Source organism: Prevotella sp. P5-92 (genome assembly GCF_002251245.1).
Taxonomy (GTDB): domain Bacteria; phylum Bacteroidota; class Bacteroidia; order Bacteroidales; family Bacteroidaceae; genus Prevotella.
In genome coordinates this window covers 36624-57032 of sequence record NZ_NPJG01000038.1, presented here as the reverse complement: position 1 = coordinate 57032, position 20409 = coordinate 36624, and the positions used below count along the sequence as shown (strand labels likewise).

The window sequence follows — 20409 nt, the reverse complement described above, 5'->3', positions numbered from 1 at the left end:
TTTTCTTCTACAAAGGTACGGCAAGATTGTCCTTGACACAAAATATTCACGTTAATTTATTATAAAGAATAGCACAGCATTTGTTTTTTTTTCGTAAGTTTGCAGCAACTTATAAATCATACAACTATGGGAAAGAAAAAAGGCGGAAAACGAATGACAAAAAAACAGCTCTTCGCTGCCCTGACGGCGTTCTTCCAAGGCAATGCCGGCACTACATTCAGTTTCAAACAGATATTCAAGTCCTTGGAACTAAACACTCATCCTCTGAAGATGCTTGCCATCGACATCATGGAAGAGATGGCATGGGACGACTTCCTCACAAAGGTAAGCGAAAACTCTTATTGCCTCAATACCAAGACACAGGTGCAGGAGGGAATCTTCAGACGTAAGTCGAACGGCAAAAACAGCTTCATCCCCGACGACGGCAGCCAGCCAGTCTTCGTGGCTGAACGCAACTCCATGTCGGCGCTCGACGGCGACAAGGTGAAGGTGACGTTTATGGCACGTCGCGAACGGCATATCAAGGAGGCTATGGTCATCGGCATCCTCGAACACGCACGCGACCACTTCGTAGGACGTCTGAGGGTGGAGAAAGACTTCGCCTTCCTCGTCACACAAGACGGACTGCTGCCTTACGACATCATTATCCCGAAACAAAAGGTCAAGGGCGGAAAGACTGGCGACAAGGCTGTCGTGAAGGTCAAGGCATGGCCAGACAGCGAGCACAAGAACATTCTTGGCGAGGTGGTCGATATTCTGGGTCAGCAGGGCGACAACGACGCCGAGATGAACTCCATTCTCGCCCAGTATGGATTGCCATATAAGTATCCTGCCAACGTGGAAGAGGCTGCGGAGAAAATTCCTGCCGAGATTACGGAGAAAGACATTGCCGAAAGAGAAGATTTCCGCGATGTCTTCACCTGTACCATCGACCCACGCGATGCGAAAGATTTTGACGACGCCCTCTCTATAAGACGTCTCGACAACGGACTCTGGGAGGTGGGAGTGCACATCGCCGACGTGTCTCACTACGTGACCGAGGGTTCGGTAATCGACAAGGAAGCCGTGAAACGAGCCACGAGCGTCTATCTTGTGGACCGCACCATACCGATGCTGCCCGAACGACTGTGTAACTTCATCTGCTCGCTGCGTCCCGACGAGGAGAAACTCGCCTATAGCGTCATCTTCGAGATGAACGATGAGGCCGACATCAAGCGGTGGCACTTGGCTCATACCGTGATAAAGAGTAACCGGCGGTATGCCTATGAGGAAGTACAGCAGATACTCGAGGACAATGGCGTCGTGGACGGAACGGGCGAACCGGCTCCAGCAGCTCCCGTCAACGGCTATAAGGGAGAGAATGCCGCACTGCTCATACAACTCGACAAACTGGCAAAAGCCCTTCGTAAACAACGATTTAAGAATGGTGCGGTAAAGTTCGACCGCGAGGAACTGCATTTCGATATCGACGAGAAGGGAAAACCTACGAGATGCTATTTCAAGAAATCGAAGGATGCCAACAAGCTGATAGAGGAATTTATGCTCATAGCCAACCGCACTGTGGCTGAGAGTATTGGTCGAGTGAAGAAAGGGGCAAAGGCAAAGACGCTTCCTTACCGCATCCACGACCAACCTGACCCCACAAAACTCGAGACACTGCGACAGTTTGTGGTGAAGTTTGGATACAAGATGAAGACGTCAGGCACCAAGGGCGCCATCTCCAAGAGCCTTAACAGCCTTATGGATGAGTGTGCTGGAAAGAAAGAGCAGAAACTCATCGAGACTGTGGCTCTGAGGGCGATGATGAAGGCAAAATACAGCGTTCATAATATCGGACATTATGGCCTCGCCTTCGACTATTACACTCATTTCACCTCGCCCATCCGGCGCTATCCCGACACTATGGTTCATCGTCTGCTAACGAAATACCAGGCGGGCGGACGTTCGGCAAACAAAGACCATTGCGAGGAGCTCTGCGAACACTGCAGCGACATGGAGCAGGTGGCTCAGAATGCCGAGCGCGACTCCATAAAATATAAGATGGTGGAGTTTATGGCCGACAAGTTAGGAGAGGAGTATGACGCTCATATCAGCGGCATACAGAGCTACGGCATTTACTGCGAGATAGACGACAACCACTGCGAAGGCCTTGTGTCGATGCGCGACCTCGACGACGACTACTACGACTTCGACGAGAAGAACTATTGTCTTGTAGGGCGGCGCGGCGGACATGTCTATCAGCTTGGCGATGCCGTGCGCATCAAGGTGGCAAGTGCCAACGTTGAGCGTAAACAGCTTGACTTCACCCTTGCCACACCCGATGGCGGCAGTAAGCATTCTTCTGGGCGCAAGACCGAACAAGGCGAGCAGAAGTCTGACAAGGGCGAACGCAGGAAAGGCTCGAAGGGCCGTAAGGGAGGCAAGCGATGATTAGATATACGCGTCGTGAGGAATTGTGGAACTCGTGGTCTCACGCGGCAGGCATTGCCCTCGGCGTGGTTGTGGGTTGCATATTCCTGTATATGTGCTATTCCGGAGATAATCCGTGGGCGCGTGTGGGTGTGATACTTTATCTCTTTGGTATGTTGGCGTCGTATGTCGCCTCCACCGTCTATCATGCCATGCCCCGCCGCAGCTGGTGGAAGGAGAGGCTGCGCAAGTGGGATCATGCGGCCATATACTGGCATATAGCCGGGTCGTATTCCCCAATCACGCTCGTTGCGCTCCGTCAGGAAGACTATTGGGGGTGGAGCTTGTTTTCATTTGTGTGGCTGTGTGCCATTGCCGGAACGATAGTTAGTCTTGTGCGACTCAAGGAGCATAGCCATCTTGAGACGTTCTGTTTCGTGGGCATGGGGTTGTCGGTACTTGTGGCGTTCAAGCCGCTGCTCTATAGCGTGAGTGCCGCCGCTGTGTCGTGGATCATAGCCGAGGGAGTGATGTATGTGACCGGAGCCGTGTTCTATAGTCTCAACAAGCGCCGTTACATGCATTCCGTGTTCCATTTCTTTGTTCTCGCCGGCAGTATATGCCATATCGTTGCAGTGTGGGACATATTGTTAGAGTATGTATAAAGGGGAACGAAAACTGAAACGGGAACGAAAACTGAAACGGGAACGAAAACTGAAACGGGAACGAAAATTGGAAGGGGAACGGGAACGAAAAAGCGGAGGAAAATCGAGTGATTTTCCTCCGCTTATTATACTTATTATATTATAATAACAAGTGAGATTCTGAGTAAAAAACTTTACAGGTTAGGATTGATTTCGTTCCACTTCTCTACTGGAGGAACGATGTTCAATGTAACCAGTTCGTCGCGCATCTTGCAGAGATGAGCATAGCTTGCGTCGAGAGCGGCCATTTCCTCGGCAGTTCCCTCTGGCATCTTGTATGTACAGCCGTTGGTGTCGAGTGTAGTGTCCATAGCCATCATGATGTTCTGATACTTCTCGTTCTTCACGTATGTACCTGCAGGCCATGCGAAAGCCTCTCCGCCCATGACGGCACGAATCATCTCTACAGAACAGTAAGCTGGGCTCTGCCAAGAGCTGCGTCCGCGGAGCTGGATGATCTTTGCGCCACCCTGAACGACGTCGGTGCGGAGCTTCTCCCACTCTTCCTGTGGCAGTGCGTCGGTACCGATAATCTCGCTCAGAGGCTTGCCCTGAATCTTCACCTTGCTGCCGAATACAGCCATCTGCTCGCCGTGTCCACCGAATGTGCGGCAACCTGTAACGTCGTCGCTCTTCACGCCAAACTTCTTGCAGAGCTCGCTGCGCAGACGTGTAGAGTCGAGGGCTGCTAAAGTGGTTACCTGTGAAGGTTTCAGGCCAGAGTAGAGCAGTGTTACCAGACCAGTGAGGTCTGCTGGGTTGAAGATGACAACCACGTGCTTTACGTCAGGGCAGTATTTCTTGATGTTCTGACCCAGTTCCTCGGCAATCTTGCAGTTGCCTGCGAGCAGGTCTTCGCGTGTCATACCAGCCTTACGTGGTGCGCCGCCAGAAGAGATGATGTACTTAGCATCCTTGAAAGCTTCAGCCACATCGGTTGTGGCGGTGAGGTTCACGCTGTCATAACCGCAGTGGAACATCTCTTCCATCACACCCTCCATACCTGGAGCATAAACGTCATAAAGACACACGTTTGGAGTCAGCTTCATTGTGAGAGCTGTCTGAACCATTGTAGAACCGATGGCGCCGCCGGCACCAACAATTACCAATTTGTCGTTAGTTAAAAATGCCATTTTCTTATGTTTTAAAAAGTTTATCCTACATATTTCCTGTGCCCTGGCGTGTCGCTATAGTCGCATGCCTCGCACTTTCCACTGCAAAGGTAATAAAAAAAACACGATTGCGGATAACTTTTTAATTTTTTTAATTCTTATTTTCAGTTTTATCGCCTACTTGCCTGATGATATACTTCTTGCACATCTCAGACAAAAAAACAGTTAAACAGTTAAACAGTTATATTATACGGTCATCATCTTGTTTTCTCATTTTTTCTTTATATTATATATAAATATATAATATAAGTATTTTTTTGACAAAAAGGGACAGTCTAAAAAATAACTGTTTAACTGTTTAACTGTTTAAATTTTCTGTCTTTTTTAACAGCTAAATAATAAGACAGTATGATTTTAGACCGTGAAATTTTTCTCTAACTGGAGAAATATTTTTCTCTAACTAAAGAAATTTTTCGGGGTAGTTATGAAGGTATAAAACAAGGTTGCAGATAAAGTGATGGTAAAGGCAAAATTTTGTTTTTGAAGTGGCTCGATATGCTGAAAATATTTTACTGCTTAAGGGTAAAGCATGCTGCGTTTCGGCCCGACAATGAGACATAGGTAAAATCCGTCTTTTCCACCTTATAAGGGGTCTCTTTCGGCTAAAAATGCGATGATAATGGGTAAAAAAACATAAATCGCTTGGATATTACGGAAAAAAGTCTTAACTTTGCACCCTAAGAACAACTATGTTGTTACGATAGAACAAAACATACTGAAAGACAAGAGACAAAATACGGTTTAATGAACAACGACAGAAACGAATATGAGATAATGGCTCCGGTGGGGTCGAGGGAATGTCTGCAGGCTGCCATACAGGCCGGTGCCGACTCGATATACTTCGGCATTGAGCGCCTGAACATGAGAGCCCACTCAGCTTCCACCTTCACCATCGACGACCTTCGCGAGATAGCTGCCACATGCCAAGAGCACGGCATGAAATCGTATCTCACGGTCAATACCATCATCTATGGCGAGGATATCCCGCTGATGCGTGAGATAGTCGATGCTGCACACGAGGCAGGCATCACGGCGGTCATCGCCAGCGACGTGGCAGTGATGACCTACTGCCGTCAGGTGGGACAGGAGGTGCATCTTTCCACACAGCTCAACATAAGCAACATCGAGGCGCTGAGGTTCTATGCTCAGTTTGCCGACGTGGTGGTTCTGGCCCGGGAGCTGAATATGGAACAGGTGGCGGAGATATTCCGCCTGGCCGAGGAGCAAGACATCTGCGGACCCGGCGGCAAGCGCATAAGGATAGAGATGTTTTGTCATGGAGCCTTGTGTATGGCCATAAGCGGGAAATGCTACCTGAGCCTTGCCAATGCCGGCCGCTCTGCCAACCGCGGCGAGTGTGTGCAGATATGCCGCCGGTCGTATCTCGTCACCGACCGCGAGACGGGCAACGAGCTCGAGATAGACAACAAGTATGTGATGAGTCCGAAAGACCTCAAGACCATACGGTTTATCGACCGCCTGATGAACGCCGGCGTGAGGGTGTTTAAGATTGAAGGACGTGCCCGCGGACCTGAGTATGTATATACCGTGGTGAAATGCTATAAGGAGGCCATCCAGAGTGTGATTGACGGCTCGTTTACCGAAGAGAAGAAAGACCAGTGGGACGAGCGTCTCGCCACGGTGTTCAACCGTGGGTTCTGGGACGGCTACTATCAGGGGCAGCTCATGGGCGAATGGAACAAGCACTACGGCTCGTGTGCCACGGAGAGAAAGGTGTATATAGGTCGCGGAGTGAAATATTTCAGCAAGCTCGGAGTGGCTGAGTTTACCGTGGATGCAGCCGACTTCAAGTTGGGCGACAAACTGCTCGTCACGGGTCCCACAACGGGCGTGATGTATATTGATGCCACAGAGATTCGCCTCGAACTCGAACCCGTGGAGACGGCGCCCAAGGGCACGCATGTGTCGATACCTGTGCCTGGAAAGATACGCCCGAGCGACAAACTTTTTAAACTTGTAAAAACTGACAACGACAATGACAATAAATGAAGCACAAGACGAGATCATCGAGGAGTTTGGTGGTTTCGACGACTGGATGGATAAATACCAGTTGCTTATAGACCTCGGCAACGAGCAGGCTCCGCTCGACGAGAAGTACAAGACTGAGAGCAATCTCATCGACGGCTGCCAAAGCCGTGTGTGGCTGCAGTGCGACTGTGTGGACGGCAAACTCGTGTTTTCAGCCGAGAGTGACGCACTGATAGTGAAAGGCATCGTGGCCCTGCTGATAAGGGTGTTCAGCGGACATACTCCGCAGGAGATAATCGACGCCGAGGTGTATTTCATCGACGAGATAGGACTGAAAGACCATCTCAGTCCCACACGCAGCAACGGTCTGCTCGCCATGATGAAGCAGATAAAGATGTACGCTGTGGGGTATGGATTGAAAAATTGAAATATTGAAAAAATTGAAAGATTGAAAAATTATAGGGTTGAAATATTGAAATAAGAGTGACCCTGGGGACAAGATATGAAGGGGACAGACAACGTCACAAGCAACTTGTTTACTTGTCAACTCGTCAACTTAAAAAAATATCAACTCGTCAACTTAAAAAATAATATATGGCTTTAAAATGTGGTATTGTAGGACTGCCCAACGTAGGCAAGTCAACACTTTTCAACTGCTTGTCGAGTGCAAAGGCACAAGCGGCAAACTTCCCCTTTTGTACTATTGAGCCCAACGTGGGCGTGATTACCGTGCCCGACGAACGACTCACTAAACTCGCCGAGCTGGTGCATCCAGGACGAATAGTGCCAGCGACATGCGAGATAGTGGATATAGCCGGACTTGTCAAAGGTGCCAGCAAGGGCGAGGGACTCGGCAACAAGTTCCTGGGCAACATACGCGAGACCGATGCCATCATCCACGTGCTCAGATGCTTTGAGGACGAGAACATCACCCACGTTGACGGCACCATCGACCCGGTGCGCGACAAGGAGATTATCGATACCGAACTCCAGCTCAAAGACCTCGAGACCATCGAGAGTCGTCTGCAGAAACAACAGAAGATAGCCGCCATTGGCAACAACAAGGACGCAAAGATAGAGGTAGCAGTGCTCGAGGCGTATAAGGCCGTGCTCGAACAGGGCAAGAACGCGCGCACCGTGGAGTTCGACTCAAAAGAAGAACAGGATGCTGCACGCAACCTCTTTCTGCTCACCGCCAAGCCGGTGCTCTATGTGTGCAACGTCGATGAGGCGAGCGCAAAGAGCGGCAATGAGTTCACAAGAAAAATTGAGGAACTCGCCAAGGAGGAAGGCGCTGAGACTATGGTGATTGCTGCAAAGACCGAAGAGGACATTGCTGAACTCGAGTCGTATGAAGACAAGCAGATGTTTCTCGAAGAGCTCGGACTCGAGGAGAGTGGCGTCAACCGTCTCATCAAGAAGGCTTACTCTCTGCTCAATCTCGAGACCTTCATCACCGCAGGCGAGATGGAAGTGAAGGCATGGACATACCATAAGGGCTGGAAGGCTCCGCAGTGTGCCGGAGTGATACACACCGACTTTGAGAAGGGATTCATACGTGCCGAGGTGATAAAATACGACGACTATATTCAGTTGGGTTCGGAAGCTGCAGTGCGCGAGGCTGGAAAGCTCGGCATTGAGGGCAAGGACTATGTTGTGCAGGACGGCGACATCATGCACTTTAGGTTTAATGTTTAGTATTAGTTGACAACTTGTCAACTTAATTAAAAATTTATGGAACTATACATCAATTGGAATCCAAGTCTCACCACCATCTTCGGAATGCGATGGTATGGCTTATGCTGGCTCTTGGGACTGCTCGGCGCCTATCTCATAGTGAAGCGCCTGTATAAGCAGCAGGGAATAAAAGAAGAACTCTTCGAGCCCCTGTTCTACTACTGCTTCTTCGGAGTGCTTGTAGGAGCACGACTCGGCCACTGCATCTTCTACCAACCCGACTATTATCTTACCTCATTCCCGCATTTAGTGGAAATGATTCTTCCTATACATTTCATGCCTGAAGGGGGATGGAAATACACCGGATATGAGGGACTGGCAAGCCATGGAGGAACGATAGGACTGATGATAGCGCTCTTGCTTTATGTGAAGAAGACCAATCTGAGCCTTTGGACAGTGCTTGACAACATTGCAATAGCGACTCCTATAGCAGCCTTCTTCATACGCATAGGAAACCTGATGAACTCAGAGATAATAGGCAAGGTGACCGACGTCCCGTGGGCTTTCGTCTTCGAGCGCGTCGATATGTTGCCACGACATCCCGGACAGCTCTACGAGGCCATCGTCTATCTCCTGCTGCTCTTCATTGGCTTTGCCGTGTATAAGAAACATCCTGAGCGGGTGGGGACGGGATTCTATTTCGGACTCTGTCTGACTTATATCTTCACCGCACGCTTCTTCATCGAGTTCACCAAGGAAATACAAGAGGCCTTCGAGGCGTCGCTGCCGCTCGACATGGGACAGCTGCTCAGCATCCCGTTCGTGATACTGGGAGTGGTTTGCATGCTGAGATATAAGAAACGTTAGTAAGAAACAGACATTAATACCTAAGCTATATGACCAAGACGACAATCATAGCGGCAGTGCTGTTGGGAACAGCACTTTGCACGAATGCACAAATCAAGACAAACGAGGGCATCTCATACCTCATGAACCAACCCAAGGACGTGTCGGCCGACTTCAGCGACCTTGCCAACACCTACTTCTTTGCCGACAGCCTCGCCAGCTTCGATACAGCGAAAGGCGAGGGAAAGGTGAAATGGGAACGCTATCGCATAGCACCGCGACAGGCATTCAACACCAACGGCTTCTGGCCGCAGAAACAACACATGCTCGACTTCCCTGAGACGGCCTACGACAATGCGCCCGAACTGAAATTCCAACTACGGTTTGTCAGTCCGCGCACCGTGCGCATCACCATGCTCACCACACCCATAGAGCCACGCGACAACGATGCCGACGACATCATGTTTGCCGCAGTGCCTAAGAGTGGCGACACGTCGTGGAAGATGAAGCAGACCGCGGCCACCGTGAGCTACTCCTCGCCTTACGGCACCATAGAGATACAGAAATATCCATGGCGCATCGTCCTGAAAGACATAAACGGACGCAAGCTCACCGAGACACGCACACTCGCCGACAACGACTCCACACAGGTGAAGATTCTGCCGTTTAACTTCATAAAGCGTGGCTCCGACAACTCCAGGAGCATCAACCCCGTCTTCTCGCTCGCACCACAGGAAAGGATATACGGGTGTGGAGAGTCGTTCACCTCGCTCAACAAGGTGGGACAGAAAGTGCAGCTCTTCGTCACCGACCCGCAAGGACCCGAGACTCCTGGCATGTACAAACCCGTGCCCTTCTATTTCAGCAACCGAGGCTATGGCGTCTTCATGCACACCTCGGCTCCCGTCACCGCCGACTTCGGCAAGAGCTATATAGGCACGCAGAGTCTGTATATGGCCGACGAGAAGATGGACTTCTTCGTCTTCTTTGGTGAGCCAAAAGACATCCTCTATGAATATACTGAAATCACAGGCAAGAGTCCCATGCTGCCACTATGGACCTTCGGCACATGGATGAGCCGTATCACCTATTTCTCACAAGAAGAAGGACTCGGCATTGCCGCCAACCTCCGCAAATACAAGATTCCGTCAGACGTCATACACTTCGACACAGGATGGTTTGGAGTTGACTGGCAGTGCGACTATCAGTTTGCCGCCGACCGCTTTGCCGACCCCGTGGCAATGATGAAGAAGATGCGCAGCGACGGCTTCCATGTGTGTCTCTGGCAGCTGCCGTATTTCACTCCCAAGAACAAATTCTTCGGCGAACTCCTCGACGGAGGCATGGCCGTGAAGAACGCATGCGGCTCGTCGCCCTACGAAGATGCCGTCCTCGACCTCTCTAATCCTAAGACCGTCAGCTGGTATCAGCAGAAGATAGCCGGACTGGTGAAGCAGGGCGTCGGGGCAATAAAATGCGACTTCGGCGAGGCTGCACCGCTCGACGGATTTTACCACAGCGGAAAGGGAGGACTCTACGAGCATAACCTCTATCCGCTGCGATACAACAAGGCCCTGTGGGAAGCCGTGAAGCAAAACTCTAAAGACAACGAGGGCGTCATCTGGGCGAGAAGCGCATGGGCGGGATCACAACGCTATCCACTGCATTGGGGCGGCGACGCTGCCACCACCAATACGGGCTTCATCGGCGACCTGAGGGGCGGACTGTCGTTCGGACTTAGCGGCTTCTCGTTCTGGAGTCACGACATCGGAGGATTCGTCCCCGAGACCCCCGAAGATCTTTACCGCCGATGGCTGCCGTTCGGCTTCCTCTCAAGCCACAGCCGCGCCCATGGAGCGCCACCTACCGAGCCCTGGCTCATAAGCAAAGGCCTCACCGACGCCTTCCGCGAGAGTGCCGAGATGAAATACAAGCTCATGCCTTATGTCTATGCACAGGCAAAAGAATGTTCTGAGCGTGGATTGCCCATGGTGCGAGCCCTGCTCGTGGAGTTCCCCGACGATCCCGGAGCATGGCTCGTGGAAGACGAGTATATGTTTGGCTCGCAGATTCTCGTGGCTCCACTGCTCGAAAGCGGCAAGTCGCGTATGTGCTACCTTCCTGCCGGAAAGTGGATTGACTATCAGAGCGGAAAGGTGTATGAGGGCGGATACAGGGAGATAAGCGTAGGAAAGATACCTTGCGTGATACTCGTCCGCGACGGCAGCGTCATTCCTCACGCCCCTCTTGCACAGCGCACCGACGAGATACGTTGGGACAAGATAGAACTGAAACGTTACCGCTCTGCCGACAATGTGAAGTGTAGCGGAATACTTTATCGTCCAGGAGACGAGGCAATAGAAATTGTGAAATGACCGAATCGCCTATACTTGCACTACAGCAGCAACGCATACTCCTTGAGATAGAATATAATGTCGATAAGGAGGAACATCGCCGACAGATGGAGGCCAAAGGCCTTGAACGGCTGGCCAAAAGGGGCGATGCGTGGCTCGGAGTGCGCTTTAGCCGAAGCTACTATAACTCACTCAACCAACTGTCGATAGAACTCATACGCACACAAGACAACGATGTGGAGCATAACTTCGAGTTCGGACGGCCGGTGTGGATCAGCCAAGTCGCCGAGGGCGACAAGAGAAAGGCTTTTTCACTGCATGGAGTGGTGAGCTATGTCGATGGTGACCGCATGGTGGCGACAGTGCCTGACGGTAGCGACATCGTAGGTCTGCAAACGGCAGAGGCGCTGAACGTGCAATTAGGATTTGACGAGACCACATACAGACTGATGTTTGAGGCTCTCGACCGTACTATCGGGGCGAGAGGACGATTAGGATATCTGCGCGACCTCTTCTATTCGGCACAGCAAGCTGAGAGGTTCTCGTTCGCTCCTCTCAGCTTCCCGTTCCTCAACAGGTCGCAGGAGAAGGCTGTCAACGAGGTGCTGTGGGCAAAGGACGTGGCGGTGGTTCACGGACCGCCAGGCACAGGAAAGACCACCACGCTCGTGGAGGCCATATACGAGACTCTGAGAAGGGAAAACCAAGTGCTGGTTTGTGCGCAAAGCAATATGGCCGTTGACTGGATATCGGAGAAACTCGTTGACCGAGGCGTCAACGTCTTGCGCATCGGCAACCCGACAAGGGTCAACGACAAGATGCTCTCTTTCACCTACGAACGCCGGTTTGAGGCGCATCCTGACTATCCGCAGCTCTGGGCCATACGCAAGACGATCCGCCAACTGTGTGCCAACCGCAAGCGTGGCGACCATAGCTTCCACCAGAAGATGGAACGACTCAAGGAACGGGAGATTGAACTCGAACTGAGAATACGCAACCAGCTCTTCGGCGAGGCACGCGTCATCGCTTCCACCCTCGTGGGCAGCGCCAACCGACTGCTCGACGGCATGAAGTTCGGCACGCTGTTTATCGACGAGGCGGCACAGGCTCTGGAGGCCGCCTGCTGGATTCCCATACGCCGTGCGTCGCGAGTCATTCTTGCCGGCGACCACTGCCAGCTGCCTCCCACCATAAAGAGCATCGCCGCCATGAAGGGAGGACTCGACAAGACGCTCATGCAGCGCATCGTTGACAACAAGCCCGAGGCGGTGACGCTGCTCACCATGCAGTACCGCATGAACGAAGACATCATGCGATTCTCGTCCGACTGGTTCTACCACGGCAGGGTCGAGGCCGCGCCGATAGTGAAATACCGCGGAATCCTCGATCTCGACAAAGCCATCGAGTGGATCGACATCGGACAGATTGACGATGACTCCGACAACACGGCCGAACGGAAATATCACGAGGAGTTTGTGGGCGAGAACTTCGGACGCATCAACAAAGCCGAGGCTCACGAGACACTGCTCTCCCTGGCAAGATACTTCGTGCGGATAGGACGACAGCGCATCATCGACGAGCGCATCGACGTGGGCATCATCTCGCCTTATCGCGCACAGGTGCAGTATCTGCGCAGGCTGATAAAGAAGACCGACTTCTACAAGCCTCTCAGGAAGATTATCTCCGTGAATACCGTTGACGGATTCCAGGGACAGGAGCGCGACATCATCGTCATCTCTCTCGTCAGAAGCAACGAGCAGGGACAAATCGGATTCCTCAACGACCTGCGGCGCATGAATGTAGCCATCACACGCGCCCGCATGAAACTCATCATCCTCGGCGATGCTTCTACACTCACACGACATCCCTTTTACCGAAAGTTGAAGGATTATGTCGATGGACTGAGCGAAACAAAAACTTTGTAGAAACAAGATTATTTATCATTATGGATCACACCTTATATATATATAATGCAATGCTTTGGACGATGACTGTCATGGCCGTCATGGTTTTCATTGCCCTCTACTTTGTCAAGGCGGGATACGGCATGTTTCGCACCAAGGCATGGGGATGGTCGATAAACAATAAGGTGGCGTGGGTGATGATGGAAGCACCAGTGTTTTTCGTCATGACATGGATGTGGGTGAGCCAAGGGGCAACACTCGCCATGCCGGCTTTCCTCGCCCTGCTGCTGTTCCAGCTCCACTATTTCCAGCGCTCGTTTGTCTTCCCCTTGCTGATGAAAGGAAACAGCCAGATGCCCGTTGTCATTATGCTTATGGGCATAACGTTCAATGTAGCCAACGGATTCCTCTTGGGAAAGGGACTCTTCTGCTTCCCGCCGTCTTGTTTCAACGAGGGAACGGCGTTTTTCCTACGCCCACAGTCGCTCTTTGGCATTGCCATCTTCTTCCTTGGCATGGGCATCAACCTGCATTCCGACAACGTCATACGTCATCTACGCAAGCCAGGCGACACCAACCACTATCTACCGGCAGAGGGATTGTATCGCTATGTCACGTCGGCAAACTATTTTGGTGAACTTGTCGAATGGATTGGTTTCGCACTCTTCACCACCATACCAGCCGCATGGGTGTTCGTCATCTGGACAGCCGCCAACCTCATTCCGCGTGCCGCTGCCATACACAAGCGCTATCGCGAAGAGTTCGGCAATGCCCTAGGCAAAAGAAAAAGAATTATACCGTTCATATATTAAAATAGGAAATTATGGAATCGAAACTTTTCACTCCAGTCAATATCGGTCCTGTGACCCTTCGCAACCGCACCATCCGCTCTGCTGCCTTTGAGAGCATGTGCCCAGGCAATGTCCCGAGCAAGGAATTGCTCGATTATCACCATTCTGTAGCAAAGGGTGGCGTGGGAATGACAACTGTGGCTTATGCTGCTGTATGCCAAAGTGGACTCTCGTTCGACCGACAGCTTTGGATGCGCCCGGAGATAGTGCCCGGACTGCGTGAACTTACAGATTCCGTACATAAGGAAGGCGCTGCCGCCTCCATTCAGCTCGGTCATTGCGGCAATATGTCGCACAAGAGCATCTGCGGCTGCCTGCCGGTAGGCGCGTGCTCAGGATTCAACCTCTATTCGCCCACCTTCGTCCGCGGACTGCGTGCCGACGAACTGCCCGCGATGGCACGTAACTATGGCAATGCCGTGCGTCTGGCTCGCGAGGCGGGATTCGATGCCGTTGAGGTGCATGCCGGTCATGGCTATCTCATCAGCCAGTTCCTTTCTCCTTCCACCAACCATCGGCGCGATGAGTTTGGCGGCAGTCTTGAAAACCGCATGCGCTTCATGGATATGTGTATGGACGAGGTGATGAAGGCTGCTGGCAACGATATGGCTGTGTTGGTCAAGATGAACATGCGCGACGGATTCAAGGGAGGAATGGAACTCGACGAGACGCTCCAGGTGGCCAAGCGACTGCAGCAAGACGGCGCTCACGCACTGGTGTTGAGCGGCGGTTTCGTTAGCAAGGCTCCGATGTATGTGATGCGTGGCGAGATGCCTATCCGTACCATGACTCACTATATGGACTGCTGGTGGCTGAAGTATATGGTGAGATTAGTGGGCAAGATGATGATACCATCCGTGCCGTTCAAGGAAGCCTATTTTCTCGACGATGCCCTGAAGTTCCGCGAGGCTCTTCACGATATGCCACTCGTGTATGTAGGCGGCTTGGTGGCAAGAGAGAAGATTGACGAGGTGCTCGACCATGGCTTTGTTGCCGTGCAGATGGGGCGTGCCTTGCTCAACGAGCCGGCCTTTGTCAATCGTATGAAGACCGAGGAGTGTGCCCGTTGCAACTGCCACCATAGCAACTACTGCATCGCCCGTATGTACACTCTCGACATGGCCTGCCACCAACACCTTGGCAAGGAACTGCCACGATGCCTGAAGCGTGAAATTGAGAAAATAGAGAATAAAGGATGATATGAGGGTTATTCATTATTTATCTGTACTCATGGTGCTATGGTTCCTTGCAAGTTGTATTGGCAAACGTACAGAGGCCAATAGAACTGGTATCGACAGCACCCACACGAGGGAATATATCGCCAAGATAAGCCTTCAGGAACCGGAGCGTGCCCTTGCCATCATCGACACTATGGAGATGAACAAAGAAGAACGTCCATACGCCATCAACTTCCTACGTTTTGTTGTTTATAATAACGGACTTGCGGATTATAAGATGGCAGACTATTATGGTAAACAAGTGCTTAAAGACTCCGTTGAACTGAAGAAAGACATTAAACGCTATTATACTCTTCTTAACACACTTGCAAGTATAGCTAATTCTAACAGCCAGTTTGCCCAGTCAATTTTTTACGCAAAGAAAGCTGCTGAAATTGCACGAGAAAATAATATGATGGAATATGAGGTCGGTGCCATTGGTACCATTGCACTGAGCACAATAATGCTTGGTGATAAGGAGAGCGGTCTTAAGATGTTTTCCAACAACAAGGATAAGGTGATAAAAATAATGAATGACAATCCCAATTTCACCACAGCTGATATGGCATATTCCTTTATGGGCAACTACGTAGAAAGCCTTATTACACAGAAAAGATATGACGAGGTTGAAAAGAATATTCCCGACCTTCTCTACATCACCAATAAACTGAATACCATCGATAACATTATGGATGGTTATGCTGAATACCGTCAGCTCCACACCTACAGCATTTTGATGAACTACTATGACGCAAAGGGAAACAAGAATGAATCAGAGAAATGCCTAAAAGAGATAATGAAGTCTGATTTGGTTGGTACTGGTTTTGTGCAGGCTATGATTTCCGAGCATTACTATAATGTCAAGGATATAAATAAACTTGCTGAAATAACAGCCCAAATGAGGAAAAACATAGCGGAATCAGAAGATACCATTTCTGAGTTCTTTATTAGTTACGTGCTTGAATACGAGAAATTCATCAACAAGGAATATGGCAATTATCGAGAGGCTCTGGAGAAGTCGGAGGTGATAAACGGTATTAAGGACTCGATCTTCAAGAAGTATAGCATTGAGGACGGAATAAGATTGTCGAAAATATACGAGACTCAGGAGAAAGAACACCAATTGCAAATGAAGGATGCCCAACTGTCGAAACACAAGAATATATTCATCGTAGTGACTGTCATGATGATTCTCGGCACGGCATTCATTGTGCTCCTCTTGCTTTTCAACCGCAAGGTGAACCGTCGCAACAAGACCATCGTATCCACCATCAACCAAATGATGCAGAGGGAGGGTGAACTGACAAAATTCCGCCTCAGCGAGGACGCGAATAACATCAATCCCGACGAGATGAGACTCATGCAGAGTCTGGAGATGCTGAAGGGAAACAAGACCTTGGACGAGATTGCCACCGCATGCGGATTCGGCAATGCCAAAGCCTTCAACAAAAAATTCCATGAACATTTCGGCATACAGGCCGAGGAATACCGCAAGTGGTCTAAGAACATGAGCAAGCAGGACAAGACCAATATCGAGGAAGCAAAACAGATGAAAGACTCGTTCATCAGAAACATGTCTCACGAGATTCGCACTCCGCTCAACCAAATCTTCGGATTCGTTCAACTGCTCACCGACCCGAACATCCAGCTCTCCGACGAAGAGAAACGACAGTATAACGACATCATCAGCGACCAGACAACCTATATGACACGTCTGATAAACAAGTTCCTTGAGCTTTCGGAATACGAGAGCAGCGACGAGCCATTGCCACGCGAGACTATCTCCATCGACGAGACTCTGAGCATAGTGCAATCCACCGTGCCGCAACCACAGGCAGGAGTAGAACTTACATTCAGCAACAATAGCGGTAAGGACACCATAGATACCAATGGCAAGGGACTTACCCGCATCTTGCAATGCTTGGTGGGCAATGCCGTGAAGTTCACCCCCTCGGGCTACATCAGTGTGGAGTGCATCACCAATGCCGAAGGCTCCGTGACATTCTCCGTCACCGACACTGGCAAAGGTATTCCCGAAGGCGATGAAGAACGCATCTTCGACCGCTTCTACAAGGTTGACAGCTTCGTTCCCGGCGCAGGACTCGGTTTGTCACTCGTATGCGAGATTGCCAAGCGCATGGATGCCACAGTCGAGTTCGACCGCAGCTACAAGGCTCAAGGTTCGAGATTTGTAATAACAATAAAGAATACAAAGAATGAAGAAATTGGCGATAATCACGGGAGCTGACGGATGTATGGGCTCTGAGATAGCACGGGCTGTGGCTATCGAGGGCTATCATGTCATCATGGCTTCAAGAAATATCGAACGCGCAAAGCGGAAACGAGAGTGGATAATTTCTGAGTCGGGAAACCACGACGTGGAGATTATTCCCATCGACCTCGCCTCACTGAAAAGCGTGAGGGCTTTTGTAGAGGAGATTTTTAAACGTGAAGAACCTGTAGCTCTTCTGATGAACAACTCTGGCATCATGGAACAGCAGGGACGCACCATCACCGAAGACGGTATGGAACGTACCGTACAGGTGAACTATGCCGGCCACTATCTTCTCTCCCGTCTCCTTGTGCCAAAGATGGAACGGGGAAGCAGGATCGTGTCGATGACGTCGCTCACTTACCGATGGGGTAGGATAGACTTCCCCACATTCTTCGACTCTGGCTGCCGCGGGTCGTATTGGCGCATCTTCCCGTATTTCAACTCCAAACTTGCCGTGACGCTTTTCACCATAAAACTTGCCAAGGAACTGAAAGACAAAGGTATAACGGTAAACTGTGCCGATCCAGGAGTAGTGGCCACCGACATAATATACTTCAAGATGTGGTTCGACCGCCTCACACGGGTGCTCTTCGCTCCCTATATACGCACGCCTCGCCAAGGAGCCGCCACTGCCATCCGCCTCCTCCTGTCGAAAGAAGTGGAAGGGCAGACTGGCACGTTCAATCTCTCGTGCCACGAAAAGAAGTTAGGCAAAAAATATACCCACAGCCCTATTCTCGAAAGGCTGTGGGCAGAGACCGCCAAAAGGGTGGGGCTATAATTGATGATCCTCCTTCGATAGAAGAGGATTACTTCTCTGTCTTGTCGGCTGTTTTATTTGCATTCTTGTCAACTGGATAGCTCACGCGTGCGTGGTAGATGGTCTTCAGCTTCTCGCACAAGACGGTCTTGGCGTATGTGATGTCGCGGAACGTGATAGGACATTCTCTGAAGAAACCGTCGTTTACCATGCCGTCAACAAGGCGGTTGACAAGGTCACGTATGTTTTTCTCCGTATATTCCGGCAGCGACCTCGATGCCGCCTCCACTCCGTCGGCTATCATCAGTATCGCCTGTTCGCGAGTGAAGGGGTTGGGACCAGGATAGGTGAAGAGAAGGTCGTCAACCTGGTCGTCGGGATTCTCGTTCTTGTATTTCAAGTAGAAATACTTTGCCTTGCCGTGTCCGTGATGGGTAGAGATAAAGTCCTTGATGATGGAAGGCAGGTTGTTGCGCTCGGCAAGTTTCATTCCTTCCGTCACGTGACTGATGATAATCTGTGCGCTCTCTATGAGCGAGAGGTCTTCATGGGGATTGATGCCCGACTGGTTTTCGGTGAAATAAATGGGGTTGATGGTCTTGCCTATGTCGTGATACAGTGCTCCCGTCCTGACGAGCTGTGCCTTTGCACCAATCTTGTTGGCTATCTCCGATGCGAGGTTGCCCACTTGTATGGAGTGCTGGAAGGTGCCTGGCGCCACCTCGCTCATTCGTCTGAGCAGCGGATTGTTGGTGTTGGAGAGCTCGATGAGCGTGATGTCGGAGATGAAACCGAAGGTCTTCTCCATCAAGTAGAGCAATGGATAGGCAAACAAAAGCAGTATACCGTTGATAATGAGGTAGTTGTAGTAGCTCATGTCAAACTCCTCAAACTCCTTCATGCGTATGAGGTCGAAGGCGAAGTTCATCAACATCGCCACCAAAGTGACGAGTATGGCCGTCTTGAAGAGCTGCGACCTGAACTGGAGGTCGCGAAGGGAATACACGGCAGCCAATCCTGCAACCATCTCCACCACGATAAACTCTAACGGATGTTGCAGCATTATCGCACAGACGAGAATCATCGTCAGATGGGTGATGATAGCTGTGCGTGAGTCCATAAACACACGGGTGAAGATGGGCACCATGGCATAAGGGATGATATATACGTGAGCTATCGTGTTGCGCACCATGACGCCGGTGATGATCGAGAAGATGATGATGAGCGAATAGAGCATCGCCACGTTGCGCGCCTTCTCGAAATAGTCCTTTCTGAAGAGTGTGAGGTAGAACGTGAAAAACACCATTATCAGCAGTACGTAGAGGGCTTCGCCACAGAGCGTGAGTTGCTGTTGTGTGGTGTTGGAATTGCGTCGCTCGTTTTCTTTCTGGAACGACTCGATGATACGGTATTTTGCCTCAGTGACAATCTCGCCACGGTCAATGATCTTCTGTCCTTTCTGTGCCACGCCAAGAGCAAGCGGTATGCTCTTTTGCATATCCTGGAGACTCTCGTCGCTGCGCTCCTTGTCATAAATTATATTAGGTGTAATATAGTTGTTGAGATTGCACTTCTGCAGTTGGCTGCGATGCTGCTCAAGGATGTTGTCGAGGAAGAGCTGTTCGTAAGCCTTCTTTGTCGAAAAGAAACGCACGATGGGAATCGACGTGGCGTTCTTGCCGTCAGCCACCATGATACACTGAGTGGTGTCTTTTGCCAAACGGCTGTATTCGGGCGAGCTGACGATACCTGTCTGGTAAATCTTGTGAAGCCTGTTGGCGATGATGCTGATATAGTCGTCTGAGAGTCCGGGTATTCCTCCCGAGAAGTCGGTCACAAACTTCCTTACCATATTTCCTTCCACTTCTTTGTTATAGTAGAAATAAGGCTGATACTCTTTCATCAGGCTGTCCTTCTCCTTCTGTATCATCTGTTCAGACTTGTATATGGGAAAGTCGAACGGAGCGGTCAGATCGGCATATTTCCAAGGTTTGCCTTGCTCAGCGTAAACATAGTTCCTTCCATCGCGAGGCATAAGCCAGACGATGACCAAGACGGTAACTATGACGATGGCGCTGCGGAGCAGAAGGTCGCGCCAAGTGATGTCTTCTTTATACTTAAAACTACTCATAATGATGTGCTTTAATACTTTTCGAGGGCGAAAATACTAAAAAAATGGCAATATAACAAAGATAAATTGGAAAAAATGTATAAAAGTGGATTTTTATTATTACTTTTGCACAAATTATTT

Annotated in this window: 14 protein-coding genes; 12 read left to right on the top strand and 2 right to left on the bottom strand. The window is 50.4% G+C overall.

Translation table 11 applies throughout. From position 1 onward, the window contains the following. Positions 1–126 precede the first annotated feature (126 nt). Both rnr and CIK99_RS03755 read left to right on the top strand, forming a co-directional pair. The gene (gene rnr / locus CIK99_RS03760; RefSeq protein ID WP_094379922.1) at positions 127–2430 is read left to right on the top strand and encodes a ribonuclease R; all 2304 of its coding nucleotides are present in this window, start codon (positions 127–129) and stop codon (positions 2428–2430) included. Then, positions 2427–3074 (top strand): hemolysin III family protein, encoded by a 648-nt coding sequence (locus CIK99_RS03755; RefSeq protein WP_094379920.1) that lies wholly within the window; start codon positions 2427–2429, stop codon positions 3072–3074. Before rnr ends, CIK99_RS03755 begins: the two co-directional genes overlap by 4 nt. A gap of 173 nt (positions 3075–3247) precedes the next feature. On the opposite strand, the gene CIK99_RS03750 is transcribed toward CIK99_RS03755, so the two are convergent. Continuing rightward, positions 3248–4246, bottom strand: coding sequence for a malate dehydrogenase (locus CIK99_RS03750; RefSeq protein WP_094379918.1), 999 nt, complete (start codon positions 4244–4246; stop codon positions 3248–3250). A gap of 783 nt (positions 4247–5029) precedes the next feature. Between CIK99_RS03750 and CIK99_RS03745 the strand changes: the two genes are divergently transcribed. From CIK99_RS03745 to CIK99_RS03700, 10 genes are all read left to right on the top strand, one after another. Next, positions 5030–6295: a peptidase U32 family protein gene (locus tag CIK99_RS03745; RefSeq protein WP_094379915.1), complete on the top strand. Its 1266-nt coding sequence runs from the start codon at positions 5030–5032 to the stop codon at positions 6293–6295. Then, positions 6282–6701: a SufE family protein gene (locus CIK99_RS03740; RefSeq protein ID WP_094379913.1), complete on the top strand. Its 420-nt coding sequence runs from the start codon at positions 6282–6284 to the stop codon at positions 6699–6701. Before CIK99_RS03745 ends, CIK99_RS03740 begins: the two co-directional genes overlap by 14 nt. Positions 6702–6868: 167 nt before the next feature. Then, positions 6869–7972, top strand: coding sequence for a redox-regulated ATPase YchF (ychF, locus tag CIK99_RS03735; protein ID WP_094379911.1), 1104 nt, complete (start codon positions 6869–6871; stop codon positions 7970–7972). 36 nt (positions 7973–8008) lie between these two features. Next, the gene (lgt, locus tag CIK99_RS03730; protein ID WP_094379909.1) at positions 8009–8818 is read left to right on the top strand and encodes a prolipoprotein diacylglyceryl transferase; all 810 of its coding nucleotides are present in this window, start codon (positions 8009–8011) and stop codon (positions 8816–8818) included. Positions 8819–8847: 29 nt separating this feature from the next. After that, a complete protein-coding gene (locus CIK99_RS03725; RefSeq protein ID WP_094379907.1) occupies positions 8848–11172 on the top strand; it encodes an alpha-xylosidase in 2325 nt (774 codons plus the stop codon). Further along, complete coding sequence (locus CIK99_RS03720; RefSeq protein WP_094379905.1) at positions 11169–13076, top strand: AAA domain-containing protein; 1908 nt, start codon at positions 11169–11171, stop codon at positions 13074–13076. The genes CIK99_RS03725 and CIK99_RS03720 overlap by 4 nt, the downstream gene beginning before the upstream one ends. 50 nt (positions 13077–13126) lie before the next feature. Then, a complete protein-coding gene (locus CIK99_RS03715) occupies positions 13127–13867 on the top strand; it encodes a DUF1295 domain-containing protein (protein WP_254047714.1) in 741 nt (246 codons plus the stop codon). Between the two features lie 11 nt (positions 13868–13878). Further along, positions 13879–15105 (top strand): NADH:flavin oxidoreductase, encoded by a 1227-nt coding sequence (locus CIK99_RS03710; RefSeq protein ID WP_094379900.1) that lies wholly within the window; start codon positions 13879–13881, stop codon positions 15103–15105. A gap of 1 nt (position 15106) precedes the next feature. Further along, on the top strand, positions 15107–17371 hold the full coding sequence (locus CIK99_RS03705; RefSeq protein ID WP_094379898.1) for an ATP-binding protein: 2265 nt from the start codon (positions 15107–15109) through the stop codon (positions 17369–17371). After that, a complete protein-coding gene (locus tag CIK99_RS03700; protein WP_094379897.1) occupies positions 17340–18179 on the top strand; it encodes an SDR family oxidoreductase in 840 nt (279 codons plus the stop codon). The genes CIK99_RS03705 and CIK99_RS03700 overlap by 32 nt, the downstream gene beginning before the upstream one ends. Positions 18180–18207: 28 nt before the next feature. Here CIK99_RS03700 and CIK99_RS03695 read toward each other — a convergent pair whose 3' ends face one another. Next, positions 18208–20289, bottom strand: coding sequence for an HD family phosphohydrolase (locus tag CIK99_RS03695; protein ID WP_094379896.1), 2082 nt, complete (start codon positions 20287–20289; stop codon positions 18208–18210). Positions 20290–20409 lie beyond the last annotated feature (120 nt).